The 17,633-nt window shown below is 31.1% G+C and carries 16 protein-coding genes and 1 pseudogene; 2 read left to right on the top strand and 15 right to left on the bottom strand.

Annotated elements, in window-relative coordinates:
• Positions 1 to 70 precede the first annotated feature (70 nt).
• Positions 71 to 1,168 carry an acyl-CoA desaturase gene (locus Q0049_RS13515; protein ID WP_298120926.1) on the bottom strand — a complete coding sequence of 366 codons (1,098 nt, stop codon included), beginning with the start codon at positions 1,166 to 1,168 and terminating at the stop codon, positions 71 to 73.
• 110 nt (positions 1,169 to 1,278) lie between these two features.
• Here Q0049_RS13515 and rsmG point away from each other — a divergent pair, with 110 nt between their 5' ends.
• On the top strand, positions 1,279 to 1,899 hold the full coding sequence (rsmG, locus tag Q0049_RS13510) for a 16S rRNA (guanine(527)-N(7))-methyltransferase RsmG (RefSeq protein ID WP_298120744.1): 621 nt from the start codon (positions 1,279 to 1,281) through the stop codon (positions 1,897 to 1,899).
• Between the two features lie 51 nt (positions 1,900 to 1,950).
• Here the strand turns inward: rsmG and pruA are convergent, their stop codons facing one another.
• The 7 genes and pseudogenes from pruA to Q0049_RS13475 all read right to left on the bottom strand — a co-directional run bounded on the left by pruA (position 1,951) and on the right by Q0049_RS13475 (position 7,836).
• The gene (gene pruA / locus Q0049_RS13505) at positions 1,951 to 3,579 is read right to left on the bottom strand and encodes an L-glutamate gamma-semialdehyde dehydrogenase (RefSeq protein ID WP_298120741.1); all 1,629 of its coding nucleotides are present in this window, start codon (positions 3,577 to 3,579) and stop codon (positions 1,951 to 1,953) included.
• A gap of 164 nt (positions 3,580 to 3,743) precedes the next feature.
• On the bottom strand, positions 3,744 to 4,130 hold the full coding sequence (gene apaG, locus Q0049_RS13500) for a Co2+/Mg2+ efflux protein ApaG (RefSeq protein WP_298120739.1): 387 nt from the start codon (positions 4,128 to 4,130) through the stop codon (positions 3,744 to 3,746).
• 66 nt (positions 4,131 to 4,196) lie between these two features.
• Positions 4,197 to 5,447, bottom strand: a complete 1,251-nt coding sequence (locus tag Q0049_RS13495) for a DUF5103 domain-containing protein (protein WP_298120736.1) — start codon at positions 5,445 to 5,447, stop codon at positions 4,197 to 4,199.
• 61 nt (positions 5,448 to 5,508) lie between these two features.
• The gene (locus tag Q0049_RS13490) at positions 5,509 to 6,279 is read right to left on the bottom strand and encodes a class I SAM-dependent methyltransferase (RefSeq protein WP_298120733.1); all 771 of its coding nucleotides are present in this window, start codon (positions 6,277 to 6,279) and stop codon (positions 5,509 to 5,511) included.
• 18 nt (positions 6,280 to 6,297) lie between these two features.
• Positions 6,298 to 6,672: pseudogene (locus Q0049_RS13485) on the bottom strand (GxxExxY protein).
• A gap of 47 nt (positions 6,673 to 6,719) precedes the next feature.
• Positions 6,720 to 7,535, bottom strand: coding sequence for a type I methionyl aminopeptidase (gene map / locus Q0049_RS13480; RefSeq protein ID WP_298120730.1), 816 nt, complete (start codon positions 7,533 to 7,535; stop codon positions 6,720 to 6,722).
• A gap of 106 nt (positions 7,536 to 7,641) precedes the next feature.
• Entirely contained in the window at positions 7,642 to 7,836 is a 195-nt protein-coding gene (locus Q0049_RS13475; protein WP_298120727.1) for a hypothetical protein, read from the bottom strand.
• Positions 7,837 to 7,883: 47 nt separating this feature from the next.
• Between Q0049_RS13475 and Q0049_RS13470 the strand changes: the two genes are divergently transcribed.
• Entirely contained in the window at positions 7,884 to 9,158 is a 1,275-nt protein-coding gene (locus Q0049_RS13470; RefSeq protein ID WP_298120724.1) for an acetyl-CoA hydrolase/transferase C-terminal domain-containing protein, read from the top strand.
• Positions 9,159 to 9,327: 169 nt separating this feature from the next.
• Here Q0049_RS13470 and Q0049_RS13465 read toward each other — a convergent pair whose 3' ends face one another.
• From Q0049_RS13465 to gpmI, 7 genes are all read right to left on the bottom strand, one after another.
• Positions 9,328 to 10,716, bottom strand: coding sequence for a TolC family protein (locus Q0049_RS13465; protein WP_298120720.1), 1,389 nt, complete (start codon positions 10,714 to 10,716; stop codon positions 9,328 to 9,330).
• Between the two features lie 141 nt (positions 10,717 to 10,857).
• Positions 10,858 to 12,204: an HlyD family efflux transporter periplasmic adaptor subunit gene (locus Q0049_RS13460; RefSeq protein ID WP_298120718.1), complete on the bottom strand. Its 1,347-nt coding sequence runs from the start codon at positions 12,202 to 12,204 to the stop codon at positions 10,858 to 10,860.
• Between the two features lie 5 nt (positions 12,205 to 12,209).
• Complete coding sequence (locus Q0049_RS13455) at positions 12,210 to 13,874, bottom strand: peptidase domain-containing ABC transporter (protein WP_298120715.1); 1,665 nt, start codon at positions 13,872 to 13,874, stop codon at positions 12,210 to 12,212.
• A 2-nt stretch (positions 13,875 to 13,876) separates the two neighbouring features.
• Positions 13,877 to 14,548, bottom strand: coding sequence for a TetR/AcrR family transcriptional regulator (locus tag Q0049_RS13450; protein ID WP_298120713.1), 672 nt, complete (start codon positions 14,546 to 14,548; stop codon positions 13,877 to 13,879).
• A gap of 4 nt (positions 14,549 to 14,552) precedes the next feature.
• Complete coding sequence (locus Q0049_RS13445; RefSeq protein WP_298120710.1) at positions 14,553 to 15,257, bottom strand: TerC family protein; 705 nt, start codon at positions 15,255 to 15,257, stop codon at positions 14,553 to 14,555.
• Positions 15,258 to 15,268: 11 nt separating this feature from the next.
• The gene (locus Q0049_RS13440; protein ID WP_298120708.1) at positions 15,269 to 15,901 is read right to left on the bottom strand and encodes a leucine-rich repeat domain-containing protein; all 633 of its coding nucleotides are present in this window, start codon (positions 15,899 to 15,901) and stop codon (positions 15,269 to 15,271) included.
• Positions 15,902 to 16,058: 157 nt separating this feature from the next.
• Complete coding sequence (gene gpmI / locus Q0049_RS13435; RefSeq protein ID WP_298120705.1) at positions 16,059 to 17,576, bottom strand: 2,3-bisphosphoglycerate-independent phosphoglycerate mutase; 1,518 nt, start codon at positions 17,574 to 17,576, stop codon at positions 16,059 to 16,061.
• Positions 17,577 to 17,633 lie beyond the last annotated feature (57 nt).

Below are 17,633 nucleotides of genomic sequence, written 5' to 3'. Positions count from 1 at the left end.
ATTAAGAAAATTAAGTTTAGCTTAATGTACATAATGCCTTAATGGTTTAAAAATCTTCATTCCAAATTTTTTACGATAATTGTGGTTGTCTTCCTAAATCTCTCAAATGGGTAAAGTGCGAATAAATTGCAGCTCTTGTTGTTTTGAATTCATAGTAAGGAAGATTACATTCTTTTGCAGTTTCTCTAACAAATTCAGCAATTTTATTATAATGAATATGACTGATATTTGGGAAAATGTGATGCTCAATTTGATGGTTTAATCCACCAGTGTAATAGTTTATTAACCAATTTTTTGGTGCAAAATTAGCAGTAGTATATAATTGGTGAATTGCCCAAGTATTTTCTATTTCACCTTCTTCATTTGGAATTGGATTATCTGTTTCATGAACCACGTGAGCTAATTGAAATACGACACTCAAAATAACTCCTGCTGTATAATGCATGATAAAAAATCCGATTAAAACTTGCCACCAACTAACGTGCCCAACAAGAATAGGAATTACAATCCACATTGAAAAATAAATCACTTTCGTTATCACTAATGTAGTCCAACGAATTACAGGTTTTTTAAATTCTCCATAAGACAAGTTTCTTTTTAAATAGCGTCTCATTTGTTGAAAATCTGTTGTAATAGCCCAATTAAAAGTCAACAATCCATAAAGAATGAAGGAATAATAATGTTGAAATTTGTGATGGCTATACCATTTTGCTTCTTTTGTAAAACGTAATATTCTACCAGCTTCTAAGTCTTCATCATGGCCAAGAATATTAGTATAAGTATGGTGTAAAACATTATGTTGCACTTGCCAATTGTAAACATTACCAGCAAGAATGTAGATGCTTCCGCCCATTAATTTGTTTAACCAAGATTTGTTAGAATATGCTCCGTGATTTCCGTCGTGCATGACGTTCATTCCAACTCCAGCCATTCCAACTCCAATTACTACGTTAAGTAAAAGATAAGCCCAAAAAGGCATTTTCATAGCTAGTAAAAAGAAATAAGGCGTTAAGAAAATGGTAAACATTACAATAGTTTTTAAATGTAATTTCCAATTTCCTGTTTTATCAATATTGTTTTCTTTAAAATAATCGTTTACTCTTTTATTAAGTGTTCTAAAAAATTTTAAATTATCGTTTTTAGAAAAGATGGGAGTTGTGGTATTCATAATTTGGAATTCTAATAATTTGTTCAAAGGTAAATATTATATTTTTTTTAGAAGTAAAAACAAATCATAATTATTAACCAAAAACACTATTTTTGTTGAAAAATCAATTTATGCAAGAAATTCTGAAACAATTTCCAAATCTTACTGATAATCAGATACAACAATTTGAAAAATTACAATTTTTATATGAAGATTGGAATGCTAAAATCAATGTAATTTCAAGAAAAGATATTGATGAATTGTACACACGACACGTTTTACATTCGTTAGGAATTGCTAAAGTTTTAGAGTTCAAATCGGGTTCTAAAATTATGGATGTTGGTACTGGTGGAGGTTTTCCTGCTATTCCATTAGCTATTTTATTTCCCGAATGTAATTTTTATGCCATTGATATTATCGCTAAAAAAATTAAAGTAGTTAATGAAGTTATTAAAGCTTTAGGATTAAAAAATATTAAAGCAGAACAAAAAAGAGCAGAAATTGTAACACATGATTTTGATTTTATAGTTAGTCGTGCTGTTACAAATATGCCTGATTTTGTGAGTTGGGTTAAAGGAAAATTAAAAACCAAATCGAAACACGACTTAGAAAATGGTATTTTATATTTAAAAGGTGGCGATTTATCGGAAGAGTTGAAAGATTTTCCTAAAGCTAAAGAGTATAATTTATCCGATTATTTTTCTGATGAATTTTTTGAAACCAAGAAAGTAGTTCATTTGCCACTAAAATAAAAAGCTCATACATTACTGAATGAGCTTTTAAGGTTTTACTTTTATTTGAAATTATTCTCCTAAAAATGGATATCTATAATCTTCTGGAGTTACAAAAGTTTCTTTTATAGTTCTTGGTGAAACCCAACGTAATAAATTTTGAGCCGAACCAGCTTTATCATTTGTTCCAGAAGCTCTTGCACCACCAAAAGGTTGCATTCCTACAACAGCTCCAGTTGGCTTATCATTGATGTAGAAATTTCCTGCAGCGTTTTGTAAAGCTTGTGTAGCTTCAACAATTGCGTATCTATCTTGACTGAAAATCGCTCCAGTTAAAGCATATTCAGAAGTTTCATCTACTAATTTTAAAGTTTCGTTCCATTTAGAATCCTCATAAACATAAATAGTAATAACAGGACCAAAAAGTTCTGTTTCCATTGTTGTGTATTTTGGATTTGTAGTAACAATAACTGTTGGTTCAATAAAATATCCTTTTGATTTGTCATAATTTCCACCAAGGATAATTTCCGCATCAGTATCTTTTTTAGCTTGGTCAATATAACTTGCTAATTTATCAAATGAACCTTCGTGAATTACAGCTGTAATGAAATTTGAAAAATCTTCTGGACTTCCCATTTTCATTGAATTTACATCAATAATTAATTGTTCTTTTACAGCTGGCCATAAACTTTGTGGAATATATGCTCTTGAAGCAGCAGAACATTTTTGACCTTGAAATTCAAAGGCACCACGAGTAATTCCTGTTACAACTTGCTTGACATTTGCAGATGGATGAGCAACAATAAAATCTTTTCCTCCTGTTTCACCAACAATTCTTGGATACGTTTTATAAGTATGAATTTGTGTTCCAATTTTTTTCCAAATTTCTTTGAAAATAAATGTTGAACCAGTATAGTGAACTCCTGCAAAATCTGGTGAAGCTAAAACAGTGTCTGTAATCATCACTGGATCACCAAAAACTACGTTTATAACGCCATCAGGAACACCTGCTTCTTTGAAAATGTCGATAATAATTTTAGCAGAAAAAACTTGACTGTCACTTGGTTTCCAAACTACGGTATTTCCCATTAATGCTGCACTTGCAGGAAGATTAGCCGCAATAGCTGTAAAATTAAATGGAGTAATAGCATAAATAAATCCTTCTAATGGACGATATTCTACTTTATTCCAAACATCTGAATTAGATTTTGGTTGGTCTTGATAAATTTGTGTCATGAATTCTACGTTGTAACGTAAAAAGTCAATCAATTCGCAAGATGCATCAATTTCTGCCTGAAAAATGGTTTTTGATTGTGCAATCATAGTTGCAGCATTAATTCTTGCTCGATATGGTCCAGCAATTAATTCAGCCGCTTTTAGAAAAATAGCTGCTCTGTGTTCCCAAGGCATGTTTGCCCATTTTTTTCTTGCCTCTAATGCTGATGAAATAGCTTTTTCAACATGAGATTTTTCTGCTAAATGGTAAGTTCCAACGATGTGTTGATGATCGTGTGGCGCAGACATTGTTCTAGTGTTTCCAGTTCTAATTTCTTCAGAACCAATATACATTGGAACATCAATTGTTTCGTTCCACATTTTCTTGTAAGCTGCTAAAACGGCTGCCTTTTCAGGAGAATTTGGAGCATATGATTTTACGGGTTCGTTTACCGCTTTTGGTACATTAAAAAAACCTTTTGGCATAATATGTTGTATTAGTTTGTTAGACTTTGTGTAACTTCATTATTCAATATCTGAGAATAATTTAATTTTTAACAAAAGTACAAAGGAAAATTTGAATTTTTGATAACTATTGTCACGAAACTTTTTTAACAAAATTTCGATAATAATTTAATTGAAATAGAATTTTAGTTTAAGGCATATGGTGCGCTTAAACGAAATGTAGGCACAATAACTCTAAAGTTTTTTGTCGTTGTGAAGTTTATCATGTTAAAAAAACCACGCATTGCACCATGAGGAGAAGAAAGTAAGCAACCTGAACTATAAGTATATAATTCACCTGGTTTTAAAACAGGTTTTTTACCTATAACTCCTTCGCCATCAACAATTTCAACTTCATTTAATGAATCGAAAATTTCCCAATGACGTGATGTAAGTTGAACAGAGTCTTTACTGTGATTTTCTATAGTAATCTCGTAAGAAAAAGCAAAATGAATCTTATAGTTTTTGAAGTAAGTGCCTTCAAAACTAGTAACTACTGATATTTTTATGCCTCTTGTAATTTGAGAAACCATAATAAAACTTTTTGTAAAGTTACAAAAATAATAAAAATCCAATGTGATTTTTATGTTAAAGATTTTTTAATTGATTATGTCTGTTGAAGTTGCAACTCCTTTTCCTATAACTCTGTCATACCTTTGATTGTTTTCTCGGTAGTAAATTATGGCAAAATAATTATTTTCTGTTTGATAGAAATTTCCATCAATTGCGTTTTCTTCATCAGTTTTTCCGTTTGAATCGGCAAGTATGTACTTATAATTTGTAAAACCTTGCTTAATCATCATGGCTTTTTCATAAATACCTTTCTTTTCATTGAATTCCATCTTACTTTCATCATTCATTGCATAATTATTAAACATTCCAGAAACATAAATATTTTTTTTGTCAATGAAAGATGATGCAGAAAGTGAAAAGTAAACCCAAGCATAATCCGATTCTATTTCGGGATTTTCTCGGTTTAATGCGTTTATTAAGAAATTACCATTAATATCGGGCCAAAAAGTGTAAGGTTTGTTTTTTCTAGCGTCATTTGTATAAAGATGAGAATTGTATAAACCTCCTTCAGAACTTACATAAGCAATGCTATTATTTGCGCCTTGAATATTTTTATTTTCAAAGAAAAGGTATTCATTTCCAGCCCAAAATTGAGTTTCTTTGTCGTATTTGTAAACCAAATCATTTCCAATTGTGAACATTGGTTTTATGTTAGTTATTGCATTATTAAACTGACCATTTTGCATTAAAAGAACTTTTACATTTTGTAAAGGACTTTGAAAATTGAAAACACTTGTTCTAACAGTAAATTCAATATTGTGTTTTTGTTCAATAAATCTCACATCTCTTGCTCTTTTAACTTGCATTGGAACAGAAACAATATCTTCATACAATATTATTTTTCTAGAAAAAACAACATCACGATTTTCATCTAAAATGGATATCATATAATTTCCACTTACTTTCAACTGCGTTTGTTTGTTTGGAAAAGAAACTCTGTAATGTGAATAAAGTTGTAATGAATTGAATGAGTTAACATAGTCAATTATTAATTGATCGTCAAATCCACCAAGGTATTCGTTTTTTGACAATTGAGATGGTTTCCAATCATAATCACAATGTTTGATGGTGTAATAATAATTGTCTTCAGTTCCATGTAAGTCATCAAACTGAAGTTGAAACGAGTCTCCAAGTCTAAATATTGGAATTGCATTTTGACCACTTTGGACAAATGAAATTGTTTTAATATGAAATGGAGGATTAATTTCTTTCTCTTGTGAATAAGAAATTGAAATTGCAAATAAAAATAAAGCGATAGATAAATATTTTTTCAACATAATGATTTTATTATCAAACGTAAATATACGAAATATTATTATCTACAATGATGCCAATATATTATTTAAAGCAAATCGGAATAATTTCGCCTTTTGCTAAACAATATTTTTCGACTAATTCTGGTGAAAGTTTTGAAGTGTAATCTTCTTCAATTACTTTGAAACCGATGCTCCTTAATTTGTCAAAATAATCTCTTCCGTAAACTCGAACGTGATCGTATTGTCCAAAGATTTTAGCTCTTTCTTTTTGGTCAACAATAGAATCGTCTGAGAAAGTTGTAGCACGAGATAAATCTTGAGGTATTTGAAATATTCCCATTCCGCCAGGTTTTAAAACTCTGAACAATTCTTGCATCGCTTTAGTATCATCTGGAATGTGTTCTAAAACGTGGTTGCAAAAAATAATATCATATGCATTATCTTCAAAAGGTAAATTGCAAATATCTGCTTTTACATCTGCTAAGGGCGAAAGTAAATCAGTTGTGGTGTAATCGATGTTAGTTTGCTTTTTGAAACGTTTGTAAAACTCTTGTTCTGGTGCAAAGTGTAATACTTTTTTCTTTTCTGTAGCAGTAAAAAAATCAGTTTCATTTTGCAAATAAAGCCAAAGCAAACGATGTCTTTCTAGTGATAATGTACTCGGAGAAAGTACGTTATTTCTCTGATTTCCATATCCATAAGGTAAAAACATTCGAAAACTTTTCCCATCAATTGGATCAGTAAAACGACTTCCTTTTAATAAAAAAGCTAAAATAGGACGCACCACAATACTCAAACGAATCAGAATTGGCCTTGGGATTGTATTCAGTATAAATTTAAACACAGATTTCACAGATTTTCACAGATTTAATTATAAAATAACTCTTTTGTATTTGAGGCTATCTTCACCAAAATTGACTAACAGGCCAATTTTATTTTTTGAAGCTGCCAAATAATTTAATGTTTGTTTAATTTCGCTGCTAGACAATTGTTGAATAGCTTTTAATTCTAAAATGATCTCATCAAAAACCGTGAAATCTGAAAAATAGTACCTAGGTAATATAATTTCTTTATACTCAATATTGTATTTTTTTTCCCTTTCTTATGGAATATGATTTAGTTTAAATTCATACTCTAAAGCGTCAGCATACACATTTTCACTATGACCTTTCCCAAGAATTTTATGAACTTCCATGCAAAGTCCAATAATTTTATAAGTTTCTTCTTTTAAGTAAAAATCTTCCATAAATAAATTTAATCTGTGAAAATCTATGAAATCTGTGTTGGTTTCACTTATAAAGTATAATGATTTCTAAATTCTTTTTCCTCATCACTAACAATTCCTAAAGCATCATAAATATATTTGAAAGTCGATAAAATTTCTGGTTTTCCGTCGATTAAGGCAACATCGTGTTCAAAATGTGCACTTGGTTTTCCGTCGGCAGTTAGAATAGTCCAACCGTCTTTCAATTGTTTGATGTTTTTTGTTCCCATGTTGATCATTGGTTCAATAGCAACAACCATGCCTTCTACAAATAGTTTTCCTCGACCTTTTTTTCCATAATTTGGCATTTCTGGATCTTCGTGCATTTTTTTCCCTAATCCGTGACCAACAAGCTCACGAACAACACCATAACCATGACCTTCACAATATTTCTGAATTGCATTTCCAACATCTTCAACTCTATTTCCTGAACGAAATTCTCTTATTCCAACATACAAACTTTCTTTAGTTACCTCAAGTAGTTTTTTTACTTCAGGTGCCACTTCACCAATTTCAAAACTATAAGCGTGATCACCATAAAATTCATTCATCAAAACGCCACAATCTACAGAAATCACATCGCCTTCTTCTAAAGGTTTTGCATTCGGAATTCCATGAACTACTTGTGCATTTGGACTCATACACAATGAATTTGGGAAACCATAAAGTCCTAAAAATCCAGGAACTCCGCCATTATCTCTTATGAATTCTTCAGCTAATTTATCTAATTGTAAAGTAGTTACACCTGGTTTAATCACTTTTGCAATTTCGCCCAATGTTTTAGAAACTAGCAATGCACTTTGACGCATTAACTCAATTTCTTCTCTTGTTTTTGGAATAATCATTTTTCAAATTTTGTGAATGCAAAAGTAGTGAAAAGTGTTTAGTATTTCATTCAGTAAGTATTTGAATTTATCTATTACACGTAAGTCCAATATATAATGCAAACAACTATTCATTTTTTACACGAATTACACGAATTCGCACAAATTCATGACGGTAAATTACACCAATAGAATCTGATAAATCAGATTCAAATTCGTGAAATTTTTTTTTTAAATCGTAATTCGTGTAAATTTGTGCAATTCGTGTCTTAAATTTATTTACAGTTTTAGTCTGACTTAGATTATTTATGAGTTTTATCATATTTTTTCAATAATTCCAATTTTAACTTTGCATAAAATTTATTAGGTATGAGTAAATATGTTACCGCAGCAGAAGCTGTAAAAGTCGTAAAATCTGGAGATAGAGTTTATCTTCAAGCCGCAGCGGCAGCTCCAACAATATTAGCAAATGCATTAACGGAAAGAGCATCAGAATTAAGAAATGTAGAAATTTGTCATCTTCACACTGAAGGTGAAGCACGCTATGCCAATCCAGAATTGAGAGATAGTTTTCATGTAAATTCCTTTTTTATTGGAGCAAATGTTCGTCACACATTAAGAGCAGGAAATGGTTCATATACACCAGTTTTTTTGAGCGAATTACCACATTTATTTCGTAAAAATGTCTTGCCATTAGATGTCGCTTTTATCCATGTTTCACCGCCAGATAGACATGGTTATTGTTCGCTAGGTGTTTCTGTAGAAGCAACGGTTGCCGCTATAGAAAATGCTAAAATTGTAATCGCGCAAGTCAATCCGCAAATGCCAAGAACTTTTGGCGACGGAATTCTTCACGTTTCTGAAATTGATTATTTAGTTGAGGTTGATGTTCCCATTTATGGACATGTGCCAGTTCCGTTTACCAATGAAGAAGAAAAAATTGGCAGCCATATTGCTTCATTAATTGACGATAGAAGCACACTGCAAATGGGAATTGGTTCGATTCCAAATGCAGCTTTGAGTAAGTTAAAAAATCATAAAGATTTAGGTTTGCATACCGAAATGTTCTCTGATGGCGTAATCGATTTGATAGAAAATGATGTCATCAACTGTAATTATAAAGGTACTTTGAGAGGTCGTGCTTTGGCAACATTTCTTATTGGTTCTAAAAGATTATACGATTTTGTAAACGACAATCCGTTCATCGAAATGAAAGAATCTTCTATGGTAAATGACACGGCTCGAATTAGAAAAAATCCAAATATGATTGCTATTAATTCTGCCATTGAAGTAGATTTGACTGGTCAAGTTTGTGCCGATTCTATTGGTCCACAAATGTATTCTGGCGTTGGCGGACAAATGGATTTTATTCGTGGCGCATCATTAAGTTCTGGTGGAAAAGCTATAATCGCATTGCCATCAACTACTAAAAAAGGATTGAGTAGAATCGTTCCATTTTTAAAGCAAGGCGCAGGAGTTGTAACCACAAGAGCACACATTCATTATGTAATTACAGAAAACGGAATCGCCGATTTATATGGAAAAACACTAAAACAACGAGCTGTTGAATTGGTAAGAATCGCACATCCAAATCACCAAGAAAGTATCGAAAGAGAATACTACGAATTATTTAATAAAATGTAGTAGGAGCAAATGGCTTGGGAAGTTTTTGTCCCGAAAATTCGGGATTATTTTCCCGCTATCCATTACAATCTTTTCTTTTTTGTTGCCTTCGAGTAACCTCAGGCAACAAAAAAGAAAAATATTTCCATTGCTATCAGGGCTAGATAGGTTATGTCTTTTTGTAAAATCATCAATCTGGATTGGCCATTATTTTAAACAATTCGGCATTCGAAATTAAATAACGATTCTCCAAACTCAATTCCGATAATTGTGAGCTAACCAAGTTATTTTCTCTTGAGTTGATTAAGAAAATAGAACTTTCACCAAACGAAAACAAGCGTTCTTCAGAACTTAGCATAACATTGTAATCTTTTACCAAATCTGAAATTAGTTTGCGCTGTCTTTCTAGCGAATTGATTTCGGTTTGTTGAGCACTAATTTTATTTTTTAGTTGAACGCGTTCTAAATCTAACGAATATTTTGTGTCTTGAATTTTGAATTTAGCCAATTGTAATCCGCCACGTTCTTTTCTTAAAAATAATGGGAAACTAAAATTTACACCTACTTTATAATTGTCAAAATTAGTATCATTCCAGTAACTTGGTTCCGATAAATAGCTGTAACCTATATCTATTTTAGGTAATAAACTATTCGATTTTAATTGACGTTCAACTTCAAGAATTCCCAATTTACTTTGTAATGAATTAATTTTAGGATGATTTTCTATCGAAATAGTTTCTGCTAAAAGTTCGTTTGTTTTTAATGTTTCTTTTATTGTGTATTCAAGTTTCTCTTCAGGAATAATCGTGTCTTGTAATTCAAGCGGCACATTATTTTCTAACCATAAAAAATTCGATAATTCTAGTTTGGCTTTGGCTAGTTTTAACTGCGAATCTTCTAAATTTAGTTTTCTATTTCTAACAATAATTCCTGCTTCAACACTGTCTATTGCTGGTTTGTCTCCGTTTTTTATCAAACTTGCTACGCCATTAAAACGTATTTCTGCATTTTTTAAATAAGTAGAATACAATTGTACTTCGCTATAATTTCGTTTCCAATTAAAATAGGCAACCGAAGCATTGTATAAAACTTCAATAGCTTGTAATTTTCGCTCGGCTTGACTTAATTGAATTTGGATTTTGGCTTTTCGCAAATCGGCCATTCGTTGGTTTATCAATAATCCTTGACCAAGCGGAATGTTGATTCCAAGCGAAGTCAATCCTTGATTCGGCAGTGTGTTTTGTGGATTTAAATAAACGCCTTCACTGTTGTCAAAACCTGCTTTAACTTCAATGCCATACCAAGTTGGAATTTTAAAACTACTGTTTAAAAGTGAATAATATTGGCTGTCTTTAAATTGTTTTTTATCAAAATCTACTTCAATTTTCGGGTCAAATCCTCCACGTGCCATCATTAAATTAGCTTGAGCGCTGTTCACCTCAAGGTTGGCGCTTTTTACCATAGGATGGTATTTTTTCACATAGCCCAAATACTCATTATAAGTAAGTTCTTGAAGGTTTCTTTCTTGTGCAGCAACCCAAGTCGTGAATAGTAAAAATAGTAGTGTTTTGAAATTCATATTTAGTAACCTTTAGCTTATTATCTAACCCTGATCTCGTCATTGTTGGAGCTCTTAACTTATTGTATAAATAAGTTAAAGCGACTGACGAGAGCAGGAAAATGGATTGCAAAAATGCGCAAGCCATTCGTTCCTTAAAAATTATTTTTTCTCTTTAGTTGTTTCACCTTTTGGTTGGTAATAATTTGGCGGAAATCCGTTTAGAGTTCGCCATAATTCAAACCAAATAGGAACATTGTCTAACAATGCTAATGTTTGTGCACCAGAACCAATACTTATTTGTTTTGGCCAAGCATCTTCTTTTTCGTCTGGAGCAATTAATACTCTGAATTTTCCATTGGGTGAAATGAAATTTTCTATGGCTACTATTTTGCCACCAAAAGTTCCGTAACTCATATTAGGCCAACCAGAAAATACTATTGTAGGCCAACCATCAAACCAAATTCTGACTTTTTCGCCTTTGTGAATTAGTGGTAAATCGGTTGGAGAAACATAGGTTTCTACCGCAATATCATATTTTGCTGGCATGATGCTTACAATTTGAGTTCCTTCTTTGATAGTTTCACCAATTCCCGATTGAATAGCGCGGTTTACATAACCATCTTGTGGCGCTTTTATGTAATACATTCCGTTACGAATTTGATAATTCACGTATTGGTTTTGCAATTTATTGACTTGAGCTTCAGTATCATATTGGCTACTCAAAGCGGTGAATTGATCACTTCTAGCTTTCGATGCTTTTTCTGCATATTCGGCACTAATTCTATTAATCTCAACTTTAGCATTTATTAACTCGTTTTTGCTAGCTAACAGTTTATTTTCTTGTGTAATGATTTTAGCTTCTACTTCTTGCAATTTCAATCTTTTTTCTTCAACATCAGTAAGTGGTTTTAAACCTTCTTTATTTAAAGTTACCGAACGATTGAATTGTGTATTGGCAATTTTTATTTGTGTTTTTACTGCTTCTAAATCCATACTATCACTTTTAACTTTAAGTAAGGATTGACGAATTTTGTTCTGAGCTTGTTGCAGTTTTAAAACTCTTTCATTTTCAATGGCATTGATTTGTGCTTCGAGAGAAGTTACTTTTCCTCCATAAGATTGTCCTGCCATTTTTTTAGCATCTACTTGGCTTTTAGTATTTTGAACTAAATTAGGATCGAAGTAATCTTCTTTAATTTCGGAGATGAATAAAATGGTATCACCTTTTTTTACATAGTCACCTTCTTGAACGTACCATTTTTCTATTCTACCTGCAATTGCTGACTGAATTGTTTGTGGTCTTTGGTTCGGTTTTAAAGTAGTAACTGCTCCTGAACCTGAGATGTTTTGCGTCCAAGGAAGGAATAAAATTATAACTCCAATTAAGGAAACATAAACAATTATTTTGTTCAATATCTTGTAATGAGGTCTATTAGCAAGACTTTTTACCGTACTGTATTGATCGATATTTTCGGTTATTGGATTTTTTTTAGAAATATTTAGCATGGCAATTATTGTTTTGTGTCAGCAATTATTTTTCCTTCTTTCATTTTTATTTTTCTAGCGCATTTTTGTTTCCAATACTCATTTTTAGAGGAAACAATCACCGTCCATTTGTTTTTGGAATCTGTAATGAAATCGATGATTTCTTTTGTAGCTTCTTCATCCATTTTGTCTAAAGGATCTTCATAAAATAATATTTTTGGTTTATTTACTATACTTCTTGCCAAAAGAATTTTTTGAGCATTGGAAGAAGATAATTGTCTTCCGTCTGGAAAAATTTTGGTTTCCAATCCGTTAGATAATGTTTTGATGAATGAGCCTAATTTTACACTTTCAATCGCCCATTTTATATCTTCATGTGAAACTAAAGGATTATTGAAAGTAATGTTTTCTAAAATGGTTCCTTCAAAAGGTGTTTCACCTTGCGTAATAGTTCCAATTTGTGAACGATATTGTGACAAATCAATTTTACGATACGTGTCGTCATTGATGAAAAAGGAACCTGAAGTGGGTTGCATTGCTCCTGAAAGTATGCGCAAAAGTGTTGTTTTTCCTGAACCATTGTCACCTTCAAGGTAAATTTTTTCTGTTTGATCAATTTTCAAATTTATTTTATCCAAAACATCATCAGTAGAATCTGGAAACTTGAATCTTAGATTTTCTGCTTCTAAAGTTATATTGGTAAAGCAATAATCTTGATTTTTAGATTGTGGTTCTTCAATATTTAAATCTACAATTTGACCAATTTTTTCAACCGAAGTTAAAACATCATAAAGACTTTCTAATCCCACAATTATTTTTTCAACCGAGTTAATTACTAATAAAATAATGATCTCGGCAGCAACGAATCGACCAATATTCATCTCTTGATTTAAAACTAAATAACCTCCAATAAGAAGTAAGCCTGCTGTAATAATTATCTTAAAAACAATTAGTTGTGAGAATTGTCTTTTAATTATTTTAAAATGTTTTTCACGATAATTTAAATATTCATCTACTAAAATATTGTTTTTATTTAAAGCAAAATCGAAGTTGTCTTGTTTTCTAAAACTGAAACTGTTTCTGGCTATTTCTTGTAACCAACTCGCAACTTTGTATTTGTATTTAGATTCTTTCAAACTAGAAGCGAGTCCAGAATTAAAGGAAAATTTAATAATAGAATAGAGTAATCCAAGTAATAATATTCCGAAGAAAATAAAAAATGGATGATACAAGGACAATAAAATGATACCAAATAAAATTTGTAAAAGCGCTGTAGAAAAGTCAATTAATAATTTTGAAGTACCTTTTTGAATTGAAATTGTATCAAAAAACCGATTGGCTAATTCTGGCGGATATTGATTGTATAGTTCTTCAAATTTAATTTTTGGCAAACGATAACTGAACTCAAAAGAAGAACGCACAAATATTTTTTGTTGTAGATTTTCAGTAATTCGGAGTTGCATTAATGACAAAATTCCAACTAATCCTACACCAATTACCACAATGACTACAAGTACAACCCAAGACACACTTACTTGTCCCGCTTGAATTAAGTTGATAATGGCTTGAATTCCAAGAGGAAGCGAAAGGCTGACTAGTCCTGCAAAAATGGCGTAAAAAACAATTTGAGAAATATCTCTTTTGTCTAATTTTAATAAGTTATAAAACCGTTGTAAAGGTGTTTGACTCATGATTATCCTAATATATTTTCGGTTAAATTAATGTAAAAATCTGTTGGTGAAATTGTCTCATTACAATTCGTAATGGTTTTTAAATGATCTTTAAGAAAATGTTGGTGCAATGCGCCTTCTACAATGGATGAGGCCAAGCTTTTTGCATAAGGATAATTTGGATTTACCTCATTTATCATTTCTATAATTCTATTAATTACTCTTTTATAAACTAGAAAAAAGCCTTCTTTATTTTCTTCATCCACTTCTTTTGTAAGCAGCGTTTTAGTAAATTCTTGAATGATTATTTTATTTAAAATCGATTCGTTGATGTGTAAAGTCGTTGAATCGTCTTCAATTTTTTCTGTAACAATGGTGATGCCTTTTTTTAATCGTTCCATTGGATTGGAAATATTTGTTGTTGCGAAAGCTAGTTTGTATTCAATCCAACTCCAATACCATGATGAAAGATATAACATTAGTTTATGTTTGCTTTCAAAATAGCGGTAAATGGAACTTTCATTTGAGTTTATTTTTTCACCTAATTTTTTAAACGTAAAGTTTTCAAAACCAATATCATCAATTAGTAAAATACTTTGTTCTATAATTTTTTTGCCTAAATCAGAAGTTTCAGGATTTTTTACATACAATTTATCGTTAACTGAAATGATGATATTTGAAAGTATATTTTGCATGATATTAATTTTGTTTAGTATTATTTGGAATTGTTTTCATTTGAATTACATCTACAATAAAAGCAAACGCCATTGAAAAATAAATGTAACCTTTTGGAATTTCGAAGTGAAAGCCTTCTGCAATAAGTGACACTCCAATCATCATAAGAAAACAAAGTGCTAAAATTTTAAAAGATGGATGTTTAGAGATAAATTCGCTAATTGGTTTTGAGGCAAACAACATAATGACAACGGTTACAATAACAGCAGTATACATTACCCAAAGTTCATCAACCATTCCAACAGCAGTGATAATTGAATCAATAGAAAAAACCAAATCTAACAGAATTACTTCGCCCAAAAGCTTGCCGAAACTACCTTTTTTTGGTAGCTCACTTTCGTGCGAATCAGCGATTTCTGTTTTATGATAAATCTCTTTAGTACTCTTATAGATTAAAAACAAACCTCCTAAAATCAGAATAATTCCTTTTCCTGTAAAGTCAATTTCAAAAAGTGAAAATAATGTTTTATCAAGTTTTAATATCCAAGAAATAAATGCTAGTAAGGCCAATCGCATTACCATAGCTAGACCAATTCCCCAAAAGCGCAATTTATTTCTTTGACTTTCTGGAAGTTTATCTGCAAGGATGGAAATGAAAATGATGTTGTCTATTCCGAGAATTACCTCGAGAGCAATTAGTGAAATTAAAGGTATTAAAGCGTCTATCATAAAGTTGAATTTTAAAAATTAATTTTAAATCCGAAGTTTAGGTTTTTCATATCCTGTAATTCAGGTTTGATATTATTGTCTTTCAAATCAAGGTATTTCAAATGATCTAAGGTTTGAATTTCAGGAATTTTTTTAAAATTATTTTGATTTAAGTATAGGTTTTCTAAGTTTTTAAACGATAATATCTCATTTGGTAATTTAGATATGTTATCATTTTCAAGGTGTAATGATTTTAACTTAGGAAGTTTTGCTAAAATTGATAGCGTTTTAGGAAGATTCATATTGTTTTCATCATTCAAATAGATTTCTTCCAGATTGGTTAAATTTGAAAATTCTTCAGGTAAATTTGTAAAATCATTTCCACTCAAGTCGATTGTTTTTAGTGACTTTATTTTTGTTATCGCAATAGGAATTTCCTTTAAATGATCATTTTTTAATTTCAAATACTCTAAATTCACAAATCGTAACCATTGTTCGCTTGATATTGAAATATCTTGGTTACTAAGATTTAATCGAAAAACTTTTTCAGGATTTTTTAAGGCATCGTTTAGAGTTGTAAATTCTTTTTCTGTTTCAATATTTTGAGCAAATGAAGAATTTAGTAATACGATTAATAACGCTATTGTGGAAAATATTTTTTTCATGATTAATATTGTTTAGTTTTAAAATAACAAAATTAAGTGCAAATATAATAGTAATACTATTAATTATGAAATTTTAACTTTTATTTATCACTTATTGAGTAAAAAAAAAGAGATTCAAAAAGAATCTCTTACTTGTAAAAAAAATAAAAATATTGTTTTATAGTAATGATTTGCAAGTCATTACTTTAGGTTTTTCAATCCCCATTAATTCTAGAATAGTAGGAGCGATGTCGCCAAGAACTCCGTCGTGAATAGTTTTTAAATCTTTATCAACTAAAATAATTGGTACTGGATTCGTTGTGTGTGCTGTATTTGGTGAACCATCAGGATTAATCATGGTCTCGCAATTCCCATGATCAGCGATAATTATTGTAGTGTAGTTGTTTTCTAAAGCAGTTTCAACGACTTCTTTTACGCAAGCATCAACCGCTTCACAAGCTTTAATTGCTGCTTCCATTACACCAGTATGTCCAACCATATCGCCATTGGCAAAATTCAAACACACAAAATCAACTTCGCCTTTTTTAAGTTCTGGAACTAAAGCATCCTTTAATTCGAAAGCACTCATTTCGGGTTGTAAATCGTAAGTAGCTACTTTAGGTGAATTTCTTAAAATTCTAGTTTCGCCGTCAAATGGTACTTCTCTTCCACCAGAAAAGAAGAATGTTACGTGAGGATATTTCTCGGTTTCGGCAATACGAATTTGGGTTTTCCCTGCTTTTTCTAAAACCTCTCCAAGAGTTTCTGTGATGTTGTCTTTGTCGTAAATTACATGAACATTTTTATACGTATCGTCATAATTTGTCATAGTAACATAATACAAATTCATTTTATGCATATTGAATTCGTGGAAATCTTTTTGCGATAAAGCTTCGGTCAATTCGCGTCCTCTATCAGTTCTGAAGTTGAAGAAAATTACAACATCATCATCTTCAATTTTTGCTAGTGGATTTCCATTTTCATCTGTCATCACAATAGGTTGGATGAATTCATCAGTAACATCATTAGCATAACTTTGTTTGATGCTATCAACTGCATTTGTAGATTTTTCTCCTTCAGAATTCACAACTAAATCGTAAGCTAATTTTACTCTTTCCCAACGTTTATCTCTATCCATTGCGTAATATCTTCCAATAATTGTTGCTATTTTAGCATGGGAATCTTTTACATAATCTTCTAAATTAGCAATATCCAATAAAGCTGATTTTGGGTCAACATCACGACCATCGGTAAAAGCATGAATAAACACTTTTTCTAAACCATAATCTTCTGCTGCGTCTAAAAGTCCGTATAAGTGAGATGTATGTGAATGTACACCACCATTAGAAACTAGACCTAAAAAATGTACTTTTTTATTGTTTTCTAATGCATATTTGAAAGCATCAAGAAGTGGTTTTTCTTGATTCATAGTTTTATTTTCAACAGCTAAATTTATTTTAGCTAAATCTTGATACACAATTCGTCCTGCGCCAAGATTCATGTGGCCAACTTCAGAATTCCCCATTTGACCTTCGGGTAAACCAACGTTTAAACCATCGGTTCTTAGTTGTGCGTTAGGATATTTTGTGTATAAACTATTTATAAAAGGTATGTTGGCATTATCTATTGCAGAAACTTTTGGATCTGGAGATTTTCCCCATCCGTCAAGAATCATCAGGATTACTTTTTTATTCATTGTGATAGTATTTTACACAAAGATAAGCATTTGCAAAACCTCAAATGAAAAGATTGA

The sequence above is a fragment of the Flavobacterium sp. genome, from assembly GCF_027484205.1.
GTDB lineage: Bacteria > Bacteroidota > Bacteroidia > Flavobacteriales > Flavobacteriaceae > Flavobacterium.
Note: the sequence above shows the minus strand (reverse complement) of the source record. Positions and strands in the feature narration are given on the sequence as shown.

Coding starts and splice junctions, on each gene's coding strand:
- Q0049_RS13515 (WP_298120926.1), bottom strand. CDS start 1,168: ATGAATACCACAACTCCCATCTTTTCTAAAAACGATAATTTAAAATTT.
- rsmG (WP_298120744.1), top strand. CDS start 1,279: ATGCAAGAAATTCTGAAACAATTTCCAAATCTTACTGATAATCAGATA.
- pruA (WP_298120741.1), bottom strand. CDS start 3,579: ATGCCAAAAGGTTTTTTTAATGTACCAAAAGCGGTAAACGAACCCGTA.
- apaG (WP_298120739.1), bottom strand. CDS start 4,130: ATGGTTTCTCAAATTACAAGAGGCATAAAAATATCAGTAGTTACTAGT.
- Q0049_RS13495 (WP_298120736.1), bottom strand. CDS start 5,447: ATGTTGAAAAAATATTTATCTATCGCTTTATTTTTATTTGCAATTTCA.
- map (WP_298120730.1), bottom strand. CDS start 7,535: ATGATTATTCCAAAAACAAGAGAAGAAATTGAGTTAATGCGTCAAAGT.
- Q0049_RS13475 (WP_298120727.1), bottom strand. CDS start 7,836: ATGATAAAACTCATAAATAATCTAAGTCAGACTAAAACTGTAAATAAA.
- Q0049_RS13470 (WP_298120724.1), top strand. CDS start 7,884: ATGAGTAAATATGTTACCGCAGCAGAAGCTGTAAAAGTCGTAAAATCT.
- Q0049_RS13465 (WP_298120720.1), bottom strand. CDS start 10,716: ATGAATTTCAAAACACTACTATTTTTACTATTCACGACTTGGGTTGCT.
- Q0049_RS13460 (WP_298120718.1), bottom strand. CDS start 12,204: ATGCTAAATATTTCTAAAAAAAATCCAATAACCGAAAATATCGATCAA.
- Q0049_RS13455 (WP_298120715.1), bottom strand. CDS start 13,874: ATGAGTCAAACACCTTTACAACGGTTTTATAACTTATTAAAATTAGAC.
- Q0049_RS13450 (WP_298120713.1), bottom strand. CDS start 14,548: ATGCAAAATATACTTTCAAATATCATCATTTCAGTTAACGATAAATTG.
- Q0049_RS13445 (WP_298120710.1), bottom strand. CDS start 15,257: ATGATAGACGCTTTAATACCTTTAATTTCACTAATTGCTCTCGAGGTA.
- Q0049_RS13440 (WP_298120708.1), bottom strand. CDS start 15,901: ATGAAAAAAATATTTTCCACAATAGCGTTATTAATCGTATTACTAAAT.
- gpmI (WP_298120705.1), bottom strand. CDS start 17,576: ATGAATAAAAAAGTAATCCTGATGATTCTTGACGGATGGGGAAAATCT.